Annotated in this window: 18 protein-coding genes; 5 read left to right on the top strand and 13 right to left on the bottom strand. The window is 61.8% G+C overall.

Annotation, left to right across the window (positions count from 1 at the left end; translation table 11 throughout):
• Positions 1-4 precede the first annotated feature (4 nt).
• The 3 genes from JOE33_RS05655 to JOE33_RS05645 all read right to left on the bottom strand — a co-directional run bounded on the left by JOE33_RS05655 (position 5) and on the right by JOE33_RS05645 (position 3,475).
• Entirely contained in the window at positions 5-589 is a 585-nt protein-coding gene (locus JOE33_RS05655) for a PAAR domain-containing protein (RefSeq protein WP_122693664.1), read from the bottom strand.
• Between the two features lie 335 nt (positions 590-924).
• Entirely contained in the window at positions 925-1,638 is a 714-nt protein-coding gene (locus JOE33_RS05650; RefSeq protein WP_010435709.1) for a FadR/GntR family transcriptional regulator, read from the bottom strand.
• Between the two features lie 94 nt (positions 1,639-1,732).
• Entirely contained in the window at positions 1,733-3,475 is a 1,743-nt protein-coding gene (locus tag JOE33_RS05645; RefSeq protein ID WP_010435711.1) for an IlvD/Edd family dehydratase, read from the bottom strand.
• Between the two features lie 214 nt (positions 3,476-3,689).
• On the opposite strand from JOE33_RS05645, the gene JOE33_RS05640 reads away from it, so the two are divergent.
• From JOE33_RS05640 to JOE33_RS05620, 5 genes are all read left to right on the top strand, one after another.
• Positions 3,690-5,003, top strand: a complete 1,314-nt coding sequence (locus JOE33_RS05640; RefSeq protein WP_032614245.1) for an MFS transporter — start codon at positions 3,690-3,692, stop codon at positions 5,001-5,003.
• A gap of 36 nt (positions 5,004-5,039) precedes the next feature.
• Entirely contained in the window at positions 5,040-6,032 is a 993-nt protein-coding gene (araD1, locus tag JOE33_RS05635) for an AraD1 family protein (RefSeq protein ID WP_187625698.1), read from the top strand.
• 135 nt (positions 6,033-6,167) lie between these two features.
• Complete coding sequence (locus tag JOE33_RS05630) at positions 6,168-6,452, top strand: DUF5629 family protein (RefSeq protein ID WP_010435716.1); 285 nt, start codon at positions 6,168-6,170, stop codon at positions 6,450-6,452.
• A gap of 80 nt (positions 6,453-6,532) precedes the next feature.
• On the top strand, positions 6,533-7,705 hold the full coding sequence (locus JOE33_RS05625) for a lactonase family protein (protein WP_187625697.1): 1,173 nt from the start codon (positions 6,533-6,535) through the stop codon (positions 7,703-7,705).
• Between the two features lie 175 nt (positions 7,706-7,880).
• Positions 7,881-8,075, top strand: a complete 195-nt coding sequence (locus tag JOE33_RS05620; protein ID WP_010435723.1) for a hypothetical protein — start codon at positions 7,881-7,883, stop codon at positions 8,073-8,075.
• 225 nt (positions 8,076-8,300) lie between these two features.
• On the opposite strand, the gene JOE33_RS05615 is transcribed toward JOE33_RS05620, so the two are convergent.
• The 10 genes from JOE33_RS05615 to JOE33_RS05570 all read right to left on the bottom strand — a co-directional run bounded on the left by JOE33_RS05615 (position 8,301) and on the right by JOE33_RS05570 (position 21,412).
• Complete coding sequence (locus tag JOE33_RS05615) at positions 8,301-11,945, bottom strand: AAA family ATPase (RefSeq protein ID WP_187625696.1); 3,645 nt, start codon at positions 11,943-11,945, stop codon at positions 8,301-8,303.
• Complete coding sequence (locus JOE33_RS05610) at positions 11,942-13,186, bottom strand: exonuclease SbcCD subunit D C-terminal domain-containing protein (protein WP_032614251.1); 1,245 nt, start codon at positions 13,184-13,186, stop codon at positions 11,942-11,944. Before JOE33_RS05610 ends, JOE33_RS05615 begins: the two co-directional genes overlap by 4 nt.
• A 42-nt stretch (positions 13,187-13,228) precedes the next feature.
• Positions 13,229-14,887 carry a BatD family protein gene (locus tag JOE33_RS05605; protein WP_122693666.1) on the bottom strand — a complete coding sequence of 553 codons (1,659 nt, stop codon included), beginning with the start codon at positions 14,885-14,887 and terminating at the stop codon, positions 13,229-13,231.
• Positions 14,884-16,602, bottom strand: a complete 1,719-nt coding sequence (locus tag JOE33_RS05600; protein WP_122693667.1) for a VWA domain-containing protein — start codon at positions 16,600-16,602, stop codon at positions 14,884-14,886. Before JOE33_RS05600 ends, JOE33_RS05605 begins: the two co-directional genes overlap by 4 nt.
• Positions 16,599-17,657, bottom strand: a complete 1,059-nt coding sequence (locus tag JOE33_RS05595) for a VWA domain-containing protein (RefSeq protein ID WP_032614256.1) — start codon at positions 17,655-17,657, stop codon at positions 16,599-16,601. Before JOE33_RS05595 ends, JOE33_RS05600 begins: the two co-directional genes overlap by 4 nt.
• On the bottom strand, positions 17,650-18,144 hold the full coding sequence (locus tag JOE33_RS05590; protein ID WP_122528784.1) for a DUF4381 domain-containing protein: 495 nt from the start codon (positions 18,142-18,144) through the stop codon (positions 17,650-17,652). The genes JOE33_RS05595 and JOE33_RS05590 overlap by 8 nt, the downstream gene beginning before the upstream one ends.
• Complete coding sequence (locus JOE33_RS05585) at positions 18,141-19,085, bottom strand: DUF58 domain-containing protein (protein WP_003318876.1); 945 nt, start codon at positions 19,083-19,085, stop codon at positions 18,141-18,143. Before JOE33_RS05585 ends, JOE33_RS05590 begins: the two co-directional genes overlap by 4 nt.
• Positions 19,086-19,089: 4 nt before the next feature.
• On the bottom strand, positions 19,090-20,049 hold the full coding sequence (locus JOE33_RS05580) for a MoxR family ATPase (RefSeq protein WP_003342804.1): 960 nt from the start codon (positions 20,047-20,049) through the stop codon (positions 19,090-19,092).
• Between the two features lie 209 nt (positions 20,050-20,258).
• Positions 20,259-21,005 (bottom strand): amidohydrolase family protein, encoded by a 747-nt coding sequence (locus tag JOE33_RS05575; protein WP_187625695.1) that lies wholly within the window; start codon positions 21,003-21,005, stop codon positions 20,259-20,261.
• 47 nt (positions 21,006-21,052) lie between these two features.
• Entirely contained in the window at positions 21,053-21,412 is a 360-nt protein-coding gene (locus JOE33_RS05570) for a hypothetical protein (RefSeq protein WP_187625694.1), read from the bottom strand.
• Positions 21,413-21,766 lie beyond the last annotated feature (354 nt).

The raw sequence follows: 21,766 nt of genomic DNA, 5'->3' as shown, positions 1-21,766 counted from the left end.
GGGATCACCCCATGACCGGCCAGGGTGCGGTGGTTGCGAGTTGTAGAGCGATGACCGCAGGGCTTTTATGGCTGCGGCTGTAGCCTTGCAGGTCAAGCGCGCCGACGGCAGTGCAGCGTTGGTCTTGCATCAGCACATAGCCCAGATGGCCAAGGTTGGAACGCTGTTGGTTAAACAGACGAAAACGTTCGTCGCATGCCATTGAGTTCTGCGGGCTCAGCAACGAATCAACGGCCTCCACACCGCCATCCACCACACCTTCGCTGGCCACCTCCTGATGATGACCGGCCGAAGTTTCGGGCGCAGACCTCACAGCACTGGACAGCCTTTCGACCCGAAAGAAGTTTTGTTGCCTGGATACCAACCGAGCCCCGCAACTGGTCAGGTCGCCTTCCAGTGCGATGATGTTTCCTTCGATATGGAAGTTGTTTTCTTCGCCGATGATTTTACTGGCGCCATGCAGCGGACAGATGACGTCACAGCCCCTGTGTGCTACTTGGAAACCGTTAATACGCTTTGTTCGATCGCCGTTGATAACAGACCCTCCGTGGTCTGTGGTATCGCCCTGAACGATGGACAGAAGTTTCATGCAATGCTCCCTGCACACTTTTTTATCAGCTGCACGAATCCCTGACGTTCGACAGGTTTAATCGACGTGTATGAACAGGCGCAGTGTGTTAATTAATGTGCAGGGAGAGATATCATTACTTTATATGTTCGCAAATAGCAGACTCGCTATCTGGAGTGATTAAGGACTGAGCTTACGCTGGGCTAGTAAAGATCTTACGAATGAACTGGATATTTCCCGCGGAAATAGAACGTTCAGCGGCGGGTATCAGCAATCGTCAGGGTTCGCCATGCCTGATTAATAAACACGACGCATAGACAGGCGCAGGAAGTTCTCGATTCAGTCGAACCTGTCGATCAACCGCCCCCGAGCACCACACTCAGCGCATTGCGCGCATCGTCCAGTTGCACCAGTGACGCGTGGCGTGCGCCCAGCGCGTCGCGGTTCTGGATGGCGGTGAGGATCGCCTTGTGGCGTGGCATGGCCAGTTCGTGCAGGTTGGGGCGCTTGTTGGAGTATTTGAGCGCTTCGCGCAATGCCAGTGACAGCATGTTGCACAAGTGCGCCAGCAGATCGTTGTGGGTGGCGTCGGCGATGCGGCTGTGGAAGTCGAGGTCGGGTTGCAGCAGGTCTTCCGGCGTCGGTGCAGCTTCCATGCGCAGATAAGCTTCGTGGATCGATTCGATCTCTGCGTCGGTGGCATGCTGTGCGGCCAGCGCTGCAACCGCCGGCTCGATGACCGCGCGTACGCTGGTCAGCAGATGGAAGAACTCATTCTGCGGCGAGCTTTGCATGACCCAGTGCAGCACGTCCGGGTCCAGCAGATGCCATTCGCGGCGCGCCTTGACCACCGTGCCGACACGCGGGCGCGAATAGACCAGACCCTTGGCCACCAGAACCCGTGTCGCTTCACGCAGGACCGGGCGGCTGACGGCGTACTCTTCGCAGAGCATTGCTTCGGCAGGTAGCTTTTCGTCAGGCTTGAAACGGCCGGACACGATTTGCATGCCCAGTTCCTGGACAATGCGTGCGTGCATGCTTTTTCGGTCGGAAGGCTTTCGATAATCCATGGGAACGCTGGTCGGTCCTGGCGGTAATTGCTGGGCATCATACCATTGCGTAACACTTGCGGCGGCTGCCTGCGTCAGGCAGCCGCCGTTTCGTTTAGTGCGAGTGACGAGGGACTTCGGCGCCTCTGCAACCGACCAGGAAGTCGAAATCGCAGCCCTGATCCGCCTGCATAACCCGGTCTACGTACAGTTGACGATAGCCACCAAGCAACAGTTGCGGCGGTGCCTGCCAGTCGGCGAGGCGTGCCGCCAGTTCGGCTTCCGGGATGTCCAGATGCAGACGCCCGCCAGCGCAGTCCAGCTCGATCCAGTCGCCTTCCTTGACCACCGCCAGCGGGCCGCCGGCTGCGGCTTCTGGCGCCACATGCAGAACCACTGTGCCGTAAGCCGTGCCGCTCATGCGCGCATCGGAAATGCGCACCATGTCAGTCACGCCCTGCGCCAGCAGCTTGGCTGGCAAGCCCATGTTGCCGACCTCGGCCATGCCCGGATAGCCCTTGGGACCGCAGTTCTTGAGCACCATGACCGAGTTGGCATCAATGTCCAGATCCGGATCGTTGATTCGCGATTTGTACATCTCGAAATTCTCGAACACCACTGCGCGGCCACGGTGCTGCATCAGTGCCGGCGTTGCGGCCGAAGGCTTGAGCACGGCCCCCAGCGGCGCGAGGTTGCCGCGCAGCACGCAAATCCCGCCGTCGGCGCGGATCGGGTTGTCCAGCGCGCGGATCACCTGATCTTCGCCATAGATGGGGGAGTTGCAGGTGTTTTCGCCGATGCTTTTGCCATTGACGGTCAAGGCATCCGGGTTGGGCAGCAGCTTGGCTTCGTTCATGCGCCGCAGCACGGCGGGCAGGCCACCGGCGTAATAAAATTCTTCCATCAGGAAGCGCCCCGAAGGTTGCAGGTCGACAATCGTCGGCATGCCCCGGCCCATGCGTGACCAGTCATCCAGGTCCAGGTCGACGCCGATGCGCCCGGCGATGGCTTTCAAGTGGATGACGGCGTTGGTCGAGCCACCGATGGCCGCGTTGACCCGGATGGCGTTTTCGAAAGCGGCCTTGGTGAGAATCTTCGACAGGCGCAGGTCTTCGCGGACCATGTCGACGGCCCGCATGCCGGACATGTGCGCCAGCACGTAACGCCGCGAATCCACCGCCGGAATGGCCGCGTTGTGCGGCAGCGAAGTGCCCAGCGCTTCGGCCATGCAGGCCATGGTCGAGGCCGTGCCCATGGTGTTGCAGGTGCCAGCCGAGCGCGACATTCCGGCTTCGGCGGAGAGGAATTCGTCCAGGCTGATGGTCCCGGCCTTGTAGGACTCGTGCATCTGCCAGACGATGGTTCCGGCGCCGATGTCCTTGCCTTCATGCTTGCCGTTGAGCATCGGTCCGCCGGTGACGACGATGGCGGGGATGTCGCAACTCGCAGCCCCCATTAACAGGGCAGGGGTGGTTTTGTCACAGCCGGTCAACAGCACGACGCCATCGATGGGGTTGCCGCGAATCGCTTCTTCAACGTCCATGCTCGCCAGGTTGCGGGTGAACATAGCGGTAGGGCGCAGGTTGGATTCGCCGTTGGAAAACACCGGAAACTCGACCGGCCAGCCGCCTGCTTCGATCACGCCACGTTTGACATGCTCGGCGATCTGCCGGAAATGCGCGTTGCAGGGGGTCAACTCCGACCAGGTATTGCAGATGCCGATGATCGGCTTGCCCTGAAACTGATGGTCGGCAATGCCCTGATTCTTCATCCAGCTGCGGTACATGAAGCCGTTCTTGTCGGCAGTGCCAAACCACTGGGCAGAACGGAGGGTCGGTTTTTTATCGGAGTCAGACATGATCGGCTCTCTTATTGTAAGACTTAATGGCGATACTGCTGGCTAAGGTAAGCCTAAAAAACGCGTATTGGAAGAGTTGTCAGTTTAAATAGTATTACTATATAGTCGATCGTAGACGAGGGATCATCCTGGCGCATGTGCAGCGTTATTCAGCCCCCAGGCACAGAGGCGATCCCCGCAGGTTCCATAACAAAAACAATGGGAGACCGCCTACATGAGCCAGGAATTGCGGCTTATACGCCGCATCACGCTGAAACTGATTCCTTTCCTTATCCTGCTGTACCTGATCGCTTATGTAGACCGCTCTGCCGTGGGCTTTGCCAAGCTGCACATGGGCGCGGACATCGGCATCGGCGACGCGGCCTACGGGCTGGGTGCCGGCCTGTTCTTCATCGGTTACTTCCTGCTGGAGATCCCCAGCAACCTGATGCTCGAACGTTTCGGCGCGCGTCGCTGGTTCGCGCGGATCATGATCACCTGGGGTGCGATCACCATCGGCATGGCCTTCGTCCAGGGGCCGCACAGCTTTTACGTGATGAGGTTTCTGCTCGGCGCCGCCGAGGCGGGCTTCTTTCCCGGTGTGCTGTACTACATCACCCAGTGGTTTCCGGTGCGCCATCGCGGCAAGATTCTCGGACTTTTCATCCTTTCGCAACCCATCGCCATGATGATCACCGGGCCCGTTTCCGGCGGTTTGCTGGGCATGGACGGCATACTCGGCCTGCATGGCTGGCAGTGGCTGTTCATCGTCATCGGCACGCCGGCGATTCTGCTGACCTGGCCGGTGCTGCGCTGGCTGCCGGATGGTCCGCAGCAGGTCACATGGATGGACCAGGCCGAGAAGGACTGGCTGACCGGTGAGCTGAAAAGGGATCTTGAAGAGTATGGCCAGACTCGCCACGGCAATCCGTTGCATGCCTTGAAAGACAAGCGCGTGCTGCTTCTGGCGCTGTTCTATCTGCCGGTGACCTTGAGCATCTACGGTCTGGGCCTGTGGTTGCCGACGCTGATCAAACAGTTCGGTGGCAGTGACCTGACCACCGGCTTCGTGTCTTCGGTGCCGTACATTTTCGGCATCATCGGCCTGCTGATCGTGCCGCGCAGTTCCGACCGCCTCAACGACCGTTACGGGCATCTGGCGGTGCTTTATGTGCTGGGCGCCATCGGCCTGTTCTGCAGCGCCTGGCTGACCATGCCGGTGGCGCAGTTGGCCGCATTGTGCGTCGTGGCGTTTGCGCTGTTCTCCTGTACGGCGGTGTTCTGGACCTTGCCGGGGCGGTTCTTTGCCGGTGCCAGTGCCGCAGCCGGTATCGCGCTGATCAATTCGGTCGGCAACCTGGGCGGCTACATCGGTCCGTTCGTGATCGGTGCGTTGAAGGAAATCACCGGCAGTCTGGCATCGGGCCTCTATTTCCTGTCGGGTGTCATGGTCTTCGGGCTGCTGCTGACCGGCATCGTTTATCACGTGCTGGAGCGCAAGCATGTGCTGCCAGTGTCCGACTTCGCGGCGAGTGCCAAGGCGAGATAGGTTTTCAGCGGCCCATTATTCTGGAAGGAGAATTTCATGCGGTTAGTACAGTTTGAATTGAGCGATGGCCAGCGCCGTGTAGGGCTGGTCGACGGTGACCAGGTGCGAGAGGTCCAGGGTGTCGAGAGTGTTCGCGAGCTGGCGCTGGCGGCGATCGAGGCAGGTTCGGCTCTGGCGCATCAGGTCGAGCAGCGTGGCGTTGGCGAGACGCACGACTATTCGCAGTTGCTTGAGGAGCTGCGGATCCTGCCACCGCTCGACCATCCTGATCCGGCGCACCTGCTGGTCAGCGGCACCGGGCTGACACACCTGGGCAGTGCGTCGGCGCGTGACAAGATGCACCAGCAGTCCGGCGACGAAGCCACGATGACCGACACCATGCGAATCTTCAAATGGGGCGTCGAAGGCGGCAAGCCGGCAGCGGGGCAGGCCGGTGTTCAGCCAGAGTGGTTCTACAAGGGTGACGGCAGCATTGTCGTGCGCCCCGGACATTCGTTTTCGCTGCCGCCCTTTGCCGAAGACGGCGGGGAAGAACCCGAACTGAGCGGCCTGTATGTGATCGGTCATGACCGCAAGCCTTATCGCCTGGGCTTCGCCATCGGTAACGAATACTCCGATCACGTCATGGAGCGTCGCAACTACCTGTATCTGGCGCATTCGAAACTGCGCGCCTGTTCGTTCGGGCCGGAGTTGCGCGTGGGCGACTTGCCGCAAAGCCTGTCGGGCACCAGCCGGGTCTGGCGCGACGGCAAGGTGCTGTGGGAGAAAGAGTTTCTCAGTGGCGAAGCGAACATGTGCCACAGCCTGGAAAACCTCGAATACCACCACTTCAAGTACGCACAGTTTCTCAGGCCCGGTGACGTGCATGTGCATTTCTTCGGCACTGCGACCCTGTCGTTTGCCGACGGCGTGCGCACACAGCCTGGCGATCATTTCGAGATCAGTCAGGCCGAGTTCGGTAAGCCGCTGGTCAACGGCCTGGCACCGAGCGAGCCAGTGTTTCAGCCAGGCGGCATCGGCAAGTTGTAAGCGCAGACGCGCAGTACCTGTTTGATTGCTCACCGTGCCAGCGCTCGGCGTTGGTACGGCTCTACTTCCGCTCCGACTGTATCTGCGCCTGCCTTTTGCCCTATCATTCGCGCTTTTGCTGGCCGGATGAATTTCATGACTACCACACCCACCACACTGCTCGCCGCCCTCGAAACCACCACCATGCTGGAAATCGACGGTCTGCACGCCTGGGAATTCTCTCTGGGCGAGGAACTGAACGTCGAATGCATGGACGGCCGCGAGCGCAAGGTATGGCGCTTCACCAAGGCGCAAGTCGACGCTGCGACCTTCGATGAGTCCCTGCAAAGCTGGGTGATCAATGACGGCAACGCCGATCACCGAATCATCTGCCTGGATGCCTTTACCCCCTCCGATGAAGATGATTCCGCGCAGGATTGAGTAAATGCGGGCTGGCGCTGTCATAGACCCCGACAGTGCCGTAACAGGCATCAATAACTTCGATAACAAGGGATGCCCCCATGCCCCATAAATTTCTGCCGTGGCTGGCGATTGCCAGTGCTATGAGCGCATTTACCCTGCAGGCCCAAGCCATGCCCGATACTGAATTGCTGATAGGTTCCTACACGCAAGGAAAGAGTGAAGGGATCTATCGTTTTGCCTTCGACAGCAAAACCGGGATGATCGACGCCAAGCCACTGCAAGTGGTCAAAGCCGAAAACCCGTCGTGGCTGACCGTCTCCAGAGACCAGCGCTATCTGTTCGCGGTCAATGAAAACGGCCCTGGACAAAAAGACGCGGTCGGTAAGGTCAGCAGCTTCGCGATCGACCCGAAAACCCGTCAGATCACGCCGATCAATCAGGTTCAAAGCCGCGGTGAAGAACCGACGCATTCCAGCCTGAGCTACGACGGCCGCTACCTGTTCGTGGCCAACTACGCGGTAAACCCTGACCCGGGCGGCGCGCTGACCGTGGTGCCGGTGGGCAAGGATGGCACGTTGAACGAAGCCGTTCAGGTGCTGCCGCTGGGGCCTGGAAGCAAGGTCAACAGTGAGCGGCAGATGTCGTCACATGTGCACCTGGCCGTGCCGACCCCGGATGACAAGTACGTGGTGACTGCCGACCTGGGCGCCGACAAGCTGTTCGTGTATCAATACGACGCAAGCCAGGCCAAGCCACTGCAGCCAGCCAAGGTGCCGTTCGTGCAGTTGCCGGGCGGTTCCGGACCCCGTCATACGCTTTTCAGCGGCGACGGCAAGCATGCCTGGCTGGTACTGGAAATGACCGCCCAGGTCGCGGTGTTCGACTACCATGACGGCGGCTTCAAGCAGACCCAACTGGTCGACATGAAGAACAAGGGCGTGGAAGAGAAGAACGGTGGTGGCGCCTTGCACACTTCACCGGATGGCAAGTTTCTGTACGTGACTAATCGTGGTGACGCGAATCAGGTCGTGGTGTTCCGGATCGATCAGGCCAGCGGCAAGCTCGAAGAAATTCAGCGGCGTTCCCTGGAAGGCAAGGAGCCACGCGAGTTCGCGTTTGATCCGAGCGGCAAGTTCATGCTGTTCGCCAATCAGAAGAGCAACCAGATCGTGACCGTGCGCCGTGATCCGCAGAGCGGGAAGATCGGTGAAACGGTACAGAAATTCGATGCAGATGCACCGTCTTATCTGCGTTTTCTGACCGACAAGTAAGCCGCCCCGGCTCCAGCCCGCGCGATACAAGGGCTGGAGCCGTTATCATTCTTGATGATATGGGTTAGTGCTACAAAAGATTTCTGCTGAACCACCCTCGGGCGTAAGTTTGAGTCACGGCCATAACGGTCAGGACTTCAAACCAGCGTAAAGACAGACAAGAGGGGTGACCGACATGAATTTCAATCTTTTCTCCATCATCGCTGCATCTGCTATCTCGGCAAGCGTCGCTCTTCCGGCCAGCGCCAGCGTCGAAGTGAACGACAAGAAAGCTCACGCCGCTCAGACCTACACTTCGACCTACACCAGCAAATACCTGCAACAGAGCGCTAATTTCTACGCAGCGCTGGATCACAAATCCGCTCAATGATTCATTAGCCGTCACGCTTTCGCGAGCATGTTCGCCCACACAGGTCCTGCGACCACTGCCCAATGCGTGGCAGACCATGCGGAGACTGTCAGGCGAGCCTGTTCGCGAAAGCGCTGATGGCACAACATTCAAGAGCGGACGCAGAGCGTCCAGAACGGCATTCCCACGCGGAGCGTGAGGAGCGATAACCAACTGCCGTGCCTCACGTCCCGCGTCACAGGTCTCTCAGTGACCCACCTCGATGGTGCTCAATCCATTGCCCTGACGACGCACCTTGATCTGCACCGGGATTCGTTCGTGCATTTCCTGCACGTGGGAAATCACGCCGACCTTGCGACCCTGCGCCTGCAGGCCGTCGAGGGCGTCCATCGCCAGTTGTAGTGACTCCGGGTCGAGACTGCCGAAGCCTTCGTCGATGAACAGTGACTCGATGCGCAAGGTGCTGGACGCCATGGAGGCGAGGCCCAGCGCCAGTGCCAGCGAGACAAGGAAGGTTTCCCCGCCGGACAGCGAGTGAACCGAGCGCAGTTCGTCGCCCATTTCCGTGTCCATGACCAGCAGACCGAGCATGCTGCCGCCGCGTTTCAGGCGGTAGCGGCGCACCAGTTGCCTGAGCTGTGCATTGGCATGATGGACCAGCAGATCAAGGTTGTAGGCCTGGGCGATTTTGCGAAATCTGTCGCCTTCTGCCGAGCCGATCAACGACGCCAGACGTGCCCAGCGCAGGTATTCGCTGTTGGCATCGGCGATGCGCGCCTGCAGTTCGCTGTTGGCGTTGCGGCGACGCTGATCTTCACTGAGCTCGGCACGCAAGTCGGCGCAGTGCTGCTCACTGAGCGCCGACTGTTCATGGGCTTGTTGCAGCGCTGCCGCCAGTTGCGCACTGTCGGTCAGGTCACTGTGTTGCGCCTGATGCTGTTGCAGGCGCTGATCGCGTTCCTGCAGCAACACTTTTGCCTGTTCCAGCGCCTTGTCGGTGCTGCTCAATTGCGCACGCAGTTGCTCGACATGCGCGTCGTCGTAGGTCAGCAAGGTGTTCAGGGCGCTATCGTCCAGCTGCGGATGCTGAGCACGCCATTCGCTGATCTGCACGTCAAGTTCAGCCAGTTCCTGTTGCAGGGACTGCTGTTGTTGCTGTCCGGACTTGAGCTCGGCAGCCAGTTGAATCAGCTGATTGTGGATGTCCTGCAGAGCCTGCGCCGCCAGACTTTCCGCCTGTCTGGCCTGCTCGATGGTCTGCTCCAGCGCCTGCTGCCACTGCTCTGCGCTGGCGTGGTCGCCCAGCAGACCTGCAAGCGTCTGCTGACTGGTCTGCTGTTGCTCGCCGAGCCGGGTGACTTCCTGCGCCAGTTCGGTCTGGCGGTGCAGGCGAGTCTGTTGCTCGACCTGCTGCTTCTCGATCTTCTGCTGGCGCTCGGTTTGCTCCTGCTGCTCTTCATGTTGTTGCTCCAGCTGATCGAGACGCTGGGTCACCTGCTGTTCAAGCTGCAGCACGGTTGCCGATGCATCGCTGCGCAGCCCTTCAAGCACCTGGGGCGATACCAGCGGCGTGAATGCCGTCAGTTCTTCTTCCAGTCGCTGCCCGTCGGTCTCCAGTTGCTTGAGCTGCTCGGCAACATGGCCCGCAGCGGTCTGGCTGGCTTCGGTCGCCACCTGAAGCTGCTGCTGCAGGCGCGCAGCGTCTTTTTGCAGGGTCAGCAAGGCTTGCTGACGTTGCTCGTCACGGCTGATGACTTCGCTCAGTTGACTCAACTGCTGGCTCAACCAGCCGTCGCGCTTGTCGGCGTCGCGGTCGAGCAACTGGGCGGCGAGGGGATGTGACTCCAGGTCCGGTGCCAAAGCCTGATGGCGCGCGGTGAGCTGCTCGTGCTGGCGCAGCAGCTCTTTCTGCCGGGCGATCACGCCGCCAACCTGCTCGCGCAACTGATTGCGTTGCTCGGTCAGCAGGTCCACGGCTTTCTGCGCGCTGGCCTGCTCGTTGTCGTCGTGTTGCGTGAGGCTTTCGAGCAGCGCCTCCGGCTGATGCCAGGGGTGTTCGATGCTGCCGCAGACCGGGCAGGGCTGGTCGTCCTGCAACTGCACGCGCAACTCCTCGACACTGGCGCTGCGGGCCAAGCGCTGGCGCTCCAGCAGTTGCCGGGTGACGCTCAGGGTCTGCTCGGCGACGGTCAGTTCATCACGAACGCGGATGCCTTCGCTGTTGAGCTGTTCGCGTTGCTGCTGGGCGCTTTGCTGTTGTTGTGTGAGGTCGGCAAGCTGCCGGTCGACTTCCTGCTGACTGGCCCATAGACGGGCCAGCTCCTCGAATGCACGTTGCTGTTTGCGGTTGTCCTGCAGCAGGCTGCCGAGAATCTGCACCTGCTCGGTCACTGCCGCCACTTCGCAATCGGCTTCGCGGTACAGCAACTCCAGCGCGCTGCGTTGCTCGGTCAGTTGCTGATCGGCAGCGTTGGCACGTTGCTGCAGCGCAGGCAGCTCACTGTGGCCGTGCTTGAGACGATTGGCGATCAGAGTGAGGGATTTCAGGCGGTCACGCCACGCGTTCCAGGCCTGGGCCAGCGGCGCCAGTTCGCTGCTGTGCTGTAGTTGCCCAGCGATGCGCTCCAGACGTTGCGCTACTTGCTGTTGCTGATCAAGCAGGGTTTGCAGGCTGGTCTGGCCCTGGATGCAGAGCTGCTCGCTCTGCTGGTGCAGGTCGGACGCCTTGGCCAGTTCCTGGGCCAGGTGATTCAGGGTGTTCTGTGCCTCGAAAGCCTGCAGCAGCAGCGGTTTCGCGCTGCTGTGGGTTTGCTGGGCTTCCAGCAGGCTGGTCTGCGCCTGACTGCGGCGGCTTTCCAGCTGTTGCTGCTGTTCGTGCAGCGAGGTCTGTTGTTGCTGATGCTGGCGAATCTGTTCAGCCAAAGGTTCAAGCTGGGCGTTCAGCGTGACCCGACGCGCGAAACGATGGCGCTGCGGGCCCAGGCGTTCCAGCTGGCCGAGGGTCTGACGTGCACCGCTGTGGTCGTCCCAGGCCTGTTGCGCACTGTTCAGTGCCTCCTGGGCCGCGAGCTGTTCGTCACGCAGACGGTGCAGCTCGGTCAGCCACTGCTGTTTGATTTCCAGTTGCCGTTGCTGTGTCTGATGGGCCTTGAGCTGCTGCTGCGCATCGCTCAGGCGCTGCTCCAGTTCAGCCAGCAGTTCCGGGGCCAGCGGGATGATGTTGCTGGCCTGCGCGGTCAGGGTTTTCAGGGCGTCTTCGGCTTCTTTGCTCTTGCTGTAGGCGCGTCGACCGAGCTGACTGTAGATCGCGGTATTGGTCAGCTTCTCCAGCAGCTCGCTGCGCTCCTTGTCATCCGCCTTGAGGAACGCGCTGAACTCGCTCTGGGCGAGCATCACGGCGCGGGTGAACTGTTCGAAATTCAGGCCCAGGCGGTTTTCGATCAGTTGCTCGAATTCGCGTTTGCTCTGGTTGCTGAGGATTTGCTCGCTGTCCAGATCAGTCAGGGTCTGACGACTGGCCTGCAGTTTTTTGGTGGCATTGTCGCGCGCGCGATTGGTTTCCCAGCGCGCACGATAACGCCGCTGATCGATGCCGATGAAGTCCACCTCGGCGTAACCGCTGCCCGTGCCACGGCGCAGCAGGGTACGCGGGTCGCTGGTGGTGATGTCGCCGTCGATGTCCGGGACCTTGGACTGGCCGATGTTGCTTAGCCGCGGAATCGCGCCGAACAGCGCCAGGCACAAGGCATCGAGCAGGGTGCTTTTGCCCGCGCCGGTAGGGCCGGTGATGGCAAACAGTCCGGCGCTGGCCAGCGGCTCGGCAGTGAAATCGATTTCAAAGGGGCCGGCCAGCGAGGCCAGGTTTTTCAGGCGGATGGCGAGGATTTTCATGGCTGCTCGCTCTCCTGCTGGACTTCACGCAGCAGCGTGGCGAAGTCGGTCAGCGTCTGTTCGTCGACCTCGCTGCCGAAGTTGTCCTGCCAGGCACGGCTGAACAGTTCCTGAGGCGTGAGCTGGTCCAGTTCGATCAGCGTGGCGTCACCCTCGCTGCCGTCCGCGCTGCCTTTGCCGGCGTATTCGGCACCGATGCGCACCAGCCGCACGGCCTTGCCTTGAAGTGCGTTTTCGATCTGGTTGCGCAGGTCCGGCTGGGGTTCATCCAGACGCACGCGCACTTCCAGCCAAGGCTGGCGATCCGGGTCGGCGAGCAGGTCGATGTCCGGCAGCGCCTTGAGTTGTACCAGCAGGTCGGCCAATGGCGCAGGCCCGAGGCGTTGCAGGTTGACGGCACGAGGGATCAGCAACGGCTCGACACTGGTCAGCGTCTCACCGTCGCAATTGATCTCGAGAATCTGGTGCTGGTAGCTGATTTCCGAAAAGGACAGCGGAATCGGCGAGCCGCTGTAGCGAATGCGCTCTTCGCCGTTGACCCGCTGCGGTTTGTGCAGGTGGCCCAGCGCAACATAGGTGATGCTTGGCCCGAACAGGCTGGCCGGCAGCGCTTCGGCGTTGCCGATGATCAGGCTGCGCTCGGAGTCTTCCGAGACCGAGCCGCCTGCCATGTGGGCGTGACTGATGGCGATCAATGCCTGACCCGGCTGGCGCTTGAGGTCAGCCGCTGCGATCAGCAGCTCATGAACCCGGCCGATGCCACGCAGGTAGTCATCGCCCAGGGTCGGGCCGGTGACTTCGGCGGGACGCAGGAAGGGCAGCGCCAGGCACCAGGCCTTGATGTCGCCATTGGCGTCCGGCAATGGCAGCAGCAGGCGTTCGGCATCCAGCACGCCGTCGTCCAGCCACATCACCCTGCCCAGCGCGTGAGTACGCAAGCGGCGCATCAGGGGGGCGGGGAGCTCGATGCGCGAGCCGGAGTCATGGTTGCCCGCGATCATCACGATGGTCAGCAGCGGCTGCTGCTCATGGGCGTTGACGATGAAGTCGTACAGGCGTTCCTGCGCTTTGACCGGCGGGTTGACGGTGTCGAAGATGTCGCCCGCGATCAACAGTACATCCGGTTTACGGTCGGCCAGACGGGCCAGCAGCCAGGTCAGAAAGCAGCCGTGTTCGAAATCCCGCTCCTGGCCGTGCAGGTTCTGACCCAGGTGCCAGTCAGAGGTGTGAAACAGACGCATTGGTTTACCTTGTCGTATAGGGGTGTTGCCCGAGCTGCATCCTTATTTGGGATACAACGGCGGCAACCCGGCATCACCTGCCGGGTCCTGAATATGTTCGGCGGCGGGCAGCTTGCGCACCGCGCGCCAGAGGTCCTCGCCCAGCCACAGCTTGCCGGTTTCGCTGTAAAGCGCACCGTTGAGACCATCCAGGGCATCGGACAGCGGCACGAAGCGCGCAGCCATTTCGGCCAGGGTTTCCGGCTGCTGGCGTGCCCAGGCGTCGAGTGCCTGACGCGTGCCCTGCGGGTCGTTGGCCAGGCAGGCGCGTTTGAGGTCATCCAGTACCGTACGCGGGCTGGGCCCGGTCTGCACGGCCCGGGCGATTGCCGGCTGTCCACGGGCGCGCCACCACAAGCCGAAACCGAGCAGGGTGGTGCAGACCAGCAGCAATGTGCTCATCTGCCACGGCCAGACTGGCGGGCCGATCACGGTCACGCCGCCCATGTCATTGTTCACCGGTGTATCCACCGCCAGACCGGGGTTGCTGCTGATCTGCAGGGTGCGTGCGGGCAGGCTGCTGTGCTCCAGATGATCTTCGCGGGTATTCCACCAGGTCACTTCAACCGCAGGCAGGTCGATTGCGCCGGCGCGGGCGGGCACCAGAGCCTCGCGTTCCTCGCGCGTGCCGATCAGGCCGCGTTCGCTGGGCAGGTTGCGCAGTTGTGGCTGATCCGGATAACGCCGCAGACCGGGTACTTCTGTGGGCGGCAGGGGGGGCAGCTGCGCGCCCGCCAGCCCTTCGGCCTTGAGCGTCAGGGTACGGGTCAGCGAATCGCCGACCTGCGTAGTGCCGGGCTCCGGGCTCCAGTTTTCTTCCAGGTTGATACTGCGTGCCGGCAGCCAGGCGACATCGGCCGGGTAGTCGGCAGGCTTGGGCTTGACGGTCAACGGCACTTCGGCGGACTTGACCCGCACCGATCGGCCCGGCTGCGGCCCGAAAGGATTGGCGTCCTGGGCTTGCGAACCCTCGGCAGGCGTCTGCACCAGCGTGGCGCTGAACACTTGCGCCGGTATCTTGAGCACGCCGCTCTGCTGCGGGTAGATCGCGTAGCGTGTCTCGATCACCCCGTGGCGTACGCCGTTGATCAGCTTTTCGTAGGTGCGCGAGTCGCCGAGCTTTTCGACCCGTGCGTCCGGTACTTGCAGGGGGCTCAAGCTGCTGTCGTCGAACAGCGATACCGAATGGTAGACGCGCAGGGTCAGCACGGCCTGCGCCTGAACATACACGCTGTCCTGATCCAGGCTCGCTTCGATAAAGATCGACGCCAGATGGTTGCCCTGCTCCTGGGGCTCGCTCTGCATGACCTGCAGGGTCAGCGGCTGGCTTTTCAGCTCGCCCAGTTGCAGCGACGGAATCAACACGCTTCCGGTTTCGCGAGGCAGCAGGGTCACGATCCAGCGCGTCGTGGCCTGGCTGCTGCCGTCCAGGGTTTTCAGGCTGTTGAGCTGACGCGTGTCACGCACCTCGAAACTGCTTTCCAGCGCGCTCATGTCCGGCTTGCCGAACTGCGTCACATCGTCGGTTTCCAGGGTCAGCTCGACGGTTTCCCCCGCGTTGAGGCGCGTGCGGTCAACGCTGGCGGTCAGTTGCGCAGCCTGCAGCGACAAGGTGACCAGGCTCAGCAGCAGGCCGATCAATAAGGTGTACACGCGACTCATCGGGTCTTTTCCTGATGTTGCTGTTCGTAGCGAAATTTGCGCCGCAACAGTTCGCCCGGGTCATCCGGAATCTGCCTCAGCCACTGCTCCAGTTCCTGGCGCCGCTCGCCGGTCATGGGGCTGTCGGCGGACTGTTGCGGCGGGCGGGTGGTCTGTTCGTCGTCCGTCGACTCGCCCGAGGTGGCCTGGCCGCTGGTGTCCGGCGGCAGGCTTTCGCTGGTGCCGGGTTGATCCGATCGGGACGGGTTCTGCTCGGCTGGCGATGCGCTGCTATTGGGGTCTTGCGACGCCTGCTGACCTTCTTCGCCCTGATCGGCCTTGTTCTGTTCGTCCTGAGCAGGCTTCTGCTCGTCGGCCTGATCCAGCAGGCTTTGCACCAGCGCCCGATTGGTTTGTGCCGCAGGGAAGTCGGGCTGTCGGTCCAGGGCCTGCTCGTAGGCATCCAGTGCCGCTGCCAGCTCGCCGCTGCGAGCCAGGGCATTGCCACGATTGTAGTGGTCGGCGGCGCTGTTGCCTTCGGCAAACTGCCGGGCGGCGCTGGCGTAGTCTTCCGCCTGGTACAACGCCACGCCTTTCCAGCGCGAGTCTTCGAAGCGTTGCGCGGCCTCGGCTGGCCGATGCTGTTCCAGCAGCCGCTGGCCCTGTTGATCGGGACGCAGCCACAGGTCCTGAAACTCGAACGCCTGGCTGTTCTGCGGAAACATGAACATCAATGGCAGGCAGAACAGCCAGCCACGCCGGCCGGCCAGTGCCGCGATCAACAGCAGCGGCAACAGCAACCAGTGGCCCTGATCAGCCCAGGTGTCGAGCTGGACGACCTGTCCGTCGCGGCTCATGTGTCGAGGGCTGGCCAGCAGACCGAGGCTGCGCAAGTCTTCTTCATCACCGCGTGCCTGACGATAGCTGCCACCGACCTGATCGGCGAATTCGTTGAGGCTGGTGCTGTCCAGACGCGGCACCAGAATCGCACCCTGGTCGTCCTTGAGCAGGCTGCCGTTCTCCTGCGTGACCGGCGCGCCTTCCGCCGTGCCGACTCCGAGGATGAGCAGCGGTGGCGATTGCCCGCGTAATGCGCTGCGGATGCCCTGACGTTCCTGTTCGCTGAGCGACGAGGTGATCAACAGAATCCGCCCCTGACCCAATGCGCCCTGTTTGAGCAGGTGCAGCGCTTTCTGCACGGCCAGATCAGCACGCTGGCCGGTCACCGGCATGATCGACGGTCTGATGGCTTCCAGCAGATTGTGGCTGGTGACCAGGTCATCGGACAGCGGCACCAGGGTATGTGCGCTGCCTGCGTAGACGACGATGGCGGTCTGCGCGTCGCTGCGCTTTTGCAACAGGTCCAGCAGCTTGCGTCTTGCCTGTTCCAGACGGGTAGGGGGCGTATCGGTGGCGAGCATCTGCGGGGTGAGTTCGAGAATCACCACCAACGGATCGACCGGTTTCTGGCTGATCTGTTCGACGCGCTGCCAGCTGGGGCCCAGCAATGCAAAAAGGGCTAGCAACCAGGCAAGCCCCAGCGCGACCCATGGCAGCTTGCTGTTGCTGCCGCGCCCACCGTTGAGCAACACCTCATGAAAGTGAACGGGCAGCAGCATTTGCCAGCGCCCTGCGCGTTTCTGCCGATGCCAGAGTCGCCAGATCAGCAGCGCCAGCAATGGCGTGATCAGCAGCCATTCCGGGCGAAACCAGTGCGGCCAGAGCGCGCTGATCATCGCGACCTCCACAGGCTTTTGCAGCGCTCGCGCCAGTTGATGGACCGCACCATCGTCAGCAGGCGTTGCAGTGCGTTGTTCGGCCACAACTCACGCAGCACCAGCAGCACACTCAACAGCAGAGCCGTCGCCAGTGGCCATTGATAAAGCGCTTGTGCCGGGCGCGCCTGGGTGGGCTGCTGTGCAACCGGCTCCAGGGCATCGAGGGTGGCGCGGATCTTTTCCAGCTGGTCGCCATCGCGCGCGCGGAAATACTGGCCACCGCTGAGGCTGGCGATTTCCTTGAGCGTCGGTTCGTCCAGATCAAGGCTGGGGTTGAGGCCAAGCACGCTTTGCAGCGCGTCCTTGTCCGGGTCCGAGCCGATGCCGATGGGGTAGATTTTCACGCCTTCTTCGGCCGCCAGCCGCGCGGCGGTGATCGGATCGATCTGACCGGCGTTGTTGGCGCCGTCAGTGACCAGCACCAGCACGCGGCTGGTGGCCGGGCGCAGGCGCAGGCGTTTCAGGGCCAGGCCGATGGCATCGCCCAGTGCAGTGTTCTTGCCTGCAATGCCTATCCTGGCCTCGTCGAGCCAGATACGTACGGTGCGGCGGTCATAAGTAAGTGGCGCCTGGACAAACGCCTGGGTGCCGAACAGGATCAGACCGACCCTGTCACCCTTGCGGCCCTCGAGGAAGTCACCGAGCAGTTGTTGCACCAGCACCAGCCGGCTGACCTCGTCACTTTTCCATTGCATATCCGGGTAGTCCATTGACCCGGACACGTCGACCGCCACCAGCAGGTCGCGGCCACTGGCGGCGACTGGCAGTGGCTCGCCCAGCCACTGCGGTCGCGCTGTGGCGATCAGCAGCAACAGCCAGATCAACAAAAACGGTGCACGTTGTCTCCAGACCGGCAGATTGGCTTTGGCGCGGCGACCGCTCAGGCCTTCGAGTTCACTGAGAAAGCTGACCTTGAGCGCGGGCTCGCCGCTGTCGGCCATGGGCAGCAGGGCGCGCATCAGCCACGGCAATGGCAGCAGGGCGAACACCCACGGCCAGACGAACTCAAACATGTTTGCGGATCCAGGTATCGACCGCTTGAGTCAGGCCGCTGATGGCCTTGTCGTCCAGTTTGCACTCTGGCTTGTAAGCGCCTTCGACCAGAATCATCCAGCGCGTCAGACCGGCAGCCGGGCAGCGGTTGTCGAGGAACGCCAGCCATTTGCGGCCGTTGAGGGTATGGCTCTGGCTGTGCGGGTAATGGTTACGGCACAGACGTTTGAGCAGACCGTTGATTTGCTGCAGCCAGGCACCGGCCGGCGCGCCGTCGTAGGGTTTCGGCAGGCTGGCCAGTTCCGCCAGCGCGGCGAGGCGAACCGGGTCCAGCGGCTGTTCGCTGCGCACTTTGCGGGCCTTGGCCGGCAGCAGTTTGCGCAAGCGCCACAGCCCCCAGCCAGCCAAGGGGAGCAGCAACAGCAGCAGCCACCAGCCCGGCGCAAGCGGCCAGAAGCCGACGGCTTCGGGCGCAATCAGCGGCTCCAGTTGATCCAGCGGATTCATTTGCGCTTCACCGGACGACGCGCATTGAGGTATTCGCGCAGTTGTTCGACGAGCTCCGCCTGGGTGCTCAACGGCATGAGCAATACCCGCAGCTTCTGCGCCAGCAACTCCCAACGCGCCGTGCGCTCCTCGCCCTGTTGCCGATAGGCGCGGCGCAGTTCTGGGTTGAGGGTGTCGATCTCCAGTTGCGCGCCGCGTTCGGCAAAGCGCAGCAGACCGGCAGCGGGCAGGGCGCGGTCCAGTGGGTCGGACAGCGGCAGCAACAGCAGGTCGCTGTGCCGTGACAGCAGGCTCAGTTGTTGTTCCGCGGCATCGGACAGGGCGCGCTCGTCGCACAGGACGATGACCAGACTGCCGGGGCGCAGCACTTCCCGGGCGCGGCGCAGCGCAGTGCCGAACGCATCGCGGTCTGGCGGAATCTCGGTATGCAACGACTGATTGACCCGCACCAGGCGGTTGAGCAACTGCAGCAGGCTTTGTTTGCTGCGTCGCGGTTTGATCTCGTAGTGTTCGTTATCGCCAAATACCAACCCGCCGACCCGGTCATTGTGTTCCAGCGCCGCCCAGCCGATCAGCGCGGCCGCCTGAGCCGCGAGTACCGATTTGAACATCAGGCCGGAGCCGAAGAACAGCCGTCGGCTCTGCTCCACCAGAATGAAGATGGGCCGCTCGCGTTCCTCATGGAACAGCTTGGTGTGCGGCTCCTGCGTGCGCGCCGTCACGCGCCAGTCGATGCTGCGCACGTCGTCTCCGGCCTGATAGACCCGCACCTGATCGAAGTCCACGCCACGACCGCGCAGCTTGGAATGGTGCAGGCCGATCAGCGGGCTGCGTTGGCTGGGGGTCGAAAACAGCTGCACTTCCCGCACCCGATGACGCATCTCGATCAGCTCGCTGAGGCTGACGCGGATGCCCGGCTGGGGGATCAGGTAGGGTTGCATGGGGTCAGGCGACGGCCACGACGTCGAGGATGCGCTGAATCACGCGATCCTGATCGATACCGGCAGCTTCGGCCTCGAACGACAGGATGACCCGGTGGCGCAGCACATCGAACAGCACCGCCTGAATGTCTTCGGGGCTGACGAAGTCGCGTCCGGCCAGCCAGGCATGCGCACGGGCGCAGCGGTCCAGTGAAATGGAGCCTCGTGGGCTGGCACCGTAGGCAATCCATTCGGCCAGTTCCGGATCGAACTTGGCCGGGGTGCGGGTGGCCATGACCAGTTGCACCAGGTATTCCTCGACCGCATCGGCCATGTACAGGCCAAGGATTTCCTTGCGTGCAGCGAAGATCGCCTGCTGGCTGACGCGGCGCTCCGGTTTGGTTTCGCCATTCAGGGCTTCGCCACGCGCCTGTTGAAGGATCTTGCGTTCGACGGCGGCATCCGGGAAACCGATCTTGACGTGCATCAGAAAGCGGTCGAGCTGGGCTTCGGGCAGCGGGTAGGTGCCTTCCTGCTCGATAGGGTTCTGGGTCGCCATGACCAGAAACAGCGGCGACAGGTCATAGGTGCTGCGCCCGACACTGACCTGCCGTTCGGCCATGGCTTCGAGCAGCGCCGACTGGACCTTGGCCGGCGCACGGTTGATTTCGTCGGCCAGTACCAGGTTGTGGAAGATCGGCCCCTGCTGGAACACGAAGCTGCCGGTTTCCGGGCGATAGATTTCCGTACCGGTGATGTCGGCAGGCAGCAGGTCGGGGGTGAACTGAATGCGGTGGAACTGGGCTTCGATACCTTCTGCCAGCTCCTTGATCGCCTTGGTCTTGGCCAGGCCGGGAGCGCCTTCGACCAGCATGTGGCCGTCGGCAAGCAGGGCGATGAGCAGGCGTTCGATCAGCTTTTCCTGGCCAAGGATCTGCGTTGAGAGAAAAGTTCGCAGCGCAATCAGCGCTTCACGATGTTCCATCGGTGACGGTTCCTGGCAGGGTGAACAGCTGTGTCTGGTGACTGCTGAGCTGGGGGCGATACTTTAATCCATCCAGGCAGGTATCGACTAACGACTCCCGCGTTTTTTATTGCATTTAGAGAAGTGCCTGTCATTTATGCTGGCATTGTCCTACATGATCAATAGGTGTTCATGTAGGGCGATTGGCTCTGTTCGTCGAAGCCGCAGCGTCAGATTCGATAGAAGCTCGCCGCGTTATCCCACAGCGCCTGACCAGCGCCGCTTTCGCCCAGTGCGTCGATCAACAGTTCGATATCGTCGGGCCGGAAGGGGCGGGGTGCGCGGGTCGATGGCAGGTCGGTACCGAACATCAGGGCATTCGGGTTGGCGGCGTGGATATCCCTGAGGGCTTCGCGCACCGGAAAGTCCACGCGCCCGAAACCACAGGCCTTGATCCGTACGCCGCGCTCCGCAAGGCGCAGGATCACGGGCAGCCCTTCGGCACTCAGCCCCAGGTGGTCGATGCTGAGGGCCGGGAGTTTGCGCAGGCGTGTTTCGATGTGCGCCAGTTCCCGCGAGTCTATGTACAGCTCCGAGTGCCAGCCTGCGCGTTCATGGACACGCACGGCCAGTGCCTCCAACTGGTCGAGCTGCTCCGAGCCGCCGCGCTTGAGGTTGAAGCGCAAGGCGCGCACGCCTGCCGTATTCAGGGCGTCCAGCTCTGCATCGGTGACGCTGGCGGGCAGTTGCGTGACACCGACGAAGCCCGGTCCCAGCAGACGCAGCGCCTGAAGCAGATAACCCTGGTCAAAGCCCTGAAAGGAGCCCGACACAACGGCGCCGCCCTGAACGCCCAGAGGCTTGACCGTCGCAAGGTAGTCACTGACACCGAACGGCTCCGGCAGATAGCCGTTATTGGCGATCAGCGGGAAATGCGGATCGATGATGTGGCAGTGGGCGTCGAAAATGCGGTTCATGACACACTCCTGTTCGGCGAAGTGCTCACTCTAGCGCTTTTTTCCCGTCAGCTGATTGTGCTGGCGTACTCACCGACGTTTTCGAGAATGATCTGTAACGTCTGGTGTACGTCGTGCAACTCGCCTGCATCGGTGGCGTGGAGAATTTCATACTGATGGTGGCCATCGAGCTGCTTGGCGTCCTGTGGGTCGATTTCCACCAACAGGCGCTCGGCACTGAAGGTGACGTTCAGGCTGGACACATTCAGTGACTTGTCGTCGCTGACGGTGATTTCCACTTCGTTCTCGTCCGGGAAACGCGTCAGGGAAAACAGCATGCCGTTTTCTGCGTGGCAGCAGAGCAGTGCCATATCGTCGTATTCGTCGTCGCACGGGTTGGCGATGAGGCTGGCGGTCTTGATTTGCATGGGTGGCTCCGGGTCTGTCCAGGTGAGGCGTGAGGGGATTTTGCCAGTCCCGGGTAAATATTGTCGGGCGATATTGGCACCATCGTGCGCAGTGTATCGCGACCTGATGACCGAATATGTCGCAGCCTCGTAAGCAGTGTGCGCTCAGCTCTCGTTAAGCTGCATGACAGACGAGTGGTGTACGGTGTCGGGTGCGCGTAGCGTTTTTTCACCGCGATATACAAATGTGACTACCCTGACACAGCGCGCGTTACTACTTTAGCTTTACACTCGATCAGGTTATGCCCGCGCGATTGAATGCAAGGGCACACCGGTTTCAACACCTTCTTCAAGCCTCCCCAATAAAAGCCAAAG

The organism is Pseudomonas sp. PvP027 (assembly GCF_017833005.1).
Taxonomy (GTDB): Bacteria; Pseudomonadota; Gammaproteobacteria; order Pseudomonadales; family Pseudomonadaceae; genus Aquipseudomonas; species Aquipseudomonas congelans.
The sequence above is the reverse complement of the archived record's forward strand: the minus strand, read 5'-3'. Positions and strand labels throughout refer to the sequence as shown.

Excerpts from the sequence above, each read along its gene's own strand:
- JOE33_RS05655 (WP_122693664.1), bottom strand. The coding sequence starts at position 589 with ATGAAACTTCTGTCCATCGTTCAGGGCGATACCACAGACCACGGAGGG.
- JOE33_RS05650 (WP_010435709.1), bottom strand. The coding sequence starts at position 1,638 with ATGGATTATCGAAAGCCTTCCGACCGAAAAAGCATGCACGCACGCATT.
- JOE33_RS05645 (WP_010435711.1), bottom strand. The coding sequence starts at position 3,475 with ATGTCTGACTCCGATAAAAAACCGACCCTCCGTTCTGCCCAGTGGTTT.
- JOE33_RS05640 (WP_032614245.1), top strand. The coding sequence starts at position 3,690 with ATGAGCCAGGAATTGCGGCTTATACGCCGCATCACGCTGAAACTGATT.
- araD1 (WP_187625698.1), top strand. The coding sequence starts at position 5,040 with ATGCGGTTAGTACAGTTTGAATTGAGCGATGGCCAGCGCCGTGTAGGG.
- JOE33_RS05630 (WP_010435716.1), top strand. The coding sequence starts at position 6,168 with ATGACTACCACACCCACCACACTGCTCGCCGCCCTCGAAACCACCACC.
- JOE33_RS05625 (WP_187625697.1), top strand. The coding sequence starts at position 6,533 with ATGCCCCATAAATTTCTGCCGTGGCTGGCGATTGCCAGTGCTATGAGC.
- JOE33_RS05620 (WP_010435723.1), top strand. The coding sequence starts at position 7,881 with ATGAATTTCAATCTTTTCTCCATCATCGCTGCATCTGCTATCTCGGCA.
- JOE33_RS05615 (WP_187625696.1), bottom strand. The coding sequence starts at position 11,945 with ATGAAAATCCTCGCCATCCGCCTGAAAAACCTGGCCTCGCTGGCCGGC.
- JOE33_RS05610 (WP_032614251.1), bottom strand. The coding sequence starts at position 13,186 with ATGCGTCTGTTTCACACCTCTGACTGGCACCTGGGTCAGAACCTGCAC.
- JOE33_RS05605 (WP_122693666.1), bottom strand. The coding sequence starts at position 14,887 with ATGAGTCGCGTGTACACCTTATTGATCGGCCTGCTGCTGAGCCTGGTC.
- JOE33_RS05600 (WP_122693667.1), bottom strand. The coding sequence starts at position 16,602 with ATGATCAGCGCGCTCTGGCCGCACTGGTTTCGCCCGGAATGGCTGCTG.
- JOE33_RS05595 (WP_032614256.1), bottom strand. The coding sequence starts at position 17,657 with ATGTTTGAGTTCGTCTGGCCGTGGGTGTTCGCCCTGCTGCCATTGCCG.
- JOE33_RS05590 (WP_122528784.1), bottom strand. The coding sequence starts at position 18,144 with ATGAATCCGCTGGATCAACTGGAGCCGCTGATTGCGCCCGAAGCCGTC.
- JOE33_RS05585 (WP_003318876.1), bottom strand. The coding sequence starts at position 19,085 with ATGCAACCCTACCTGATCCCCCAGCCGGGCATCCGCGTCAGCCTCAGC.
- JOE33_RS05580 (WP_003342804.1), bottom strand. The coding sequence starts at position 20,049 with ATGGAACATCGTGAAGCGCTGATTGCGCTGCGAACTTTTCTCTCAACG.
- JOE33_RS05575 (WP_187625695.1), bottom strand. The coding sequence starts at position 21,005 with ATGAACCGCATTTTCGACGCCCACTGCCACATCATCGATCCGCATTTC.
- JOE33_RS05570 (WP_187625694.1), bottom strand. The coding sequence starts at position 21,412 with ATGCAAATCAAGACCGCCAGCCTCATCGCCAACCCGTGCGACGACGAA.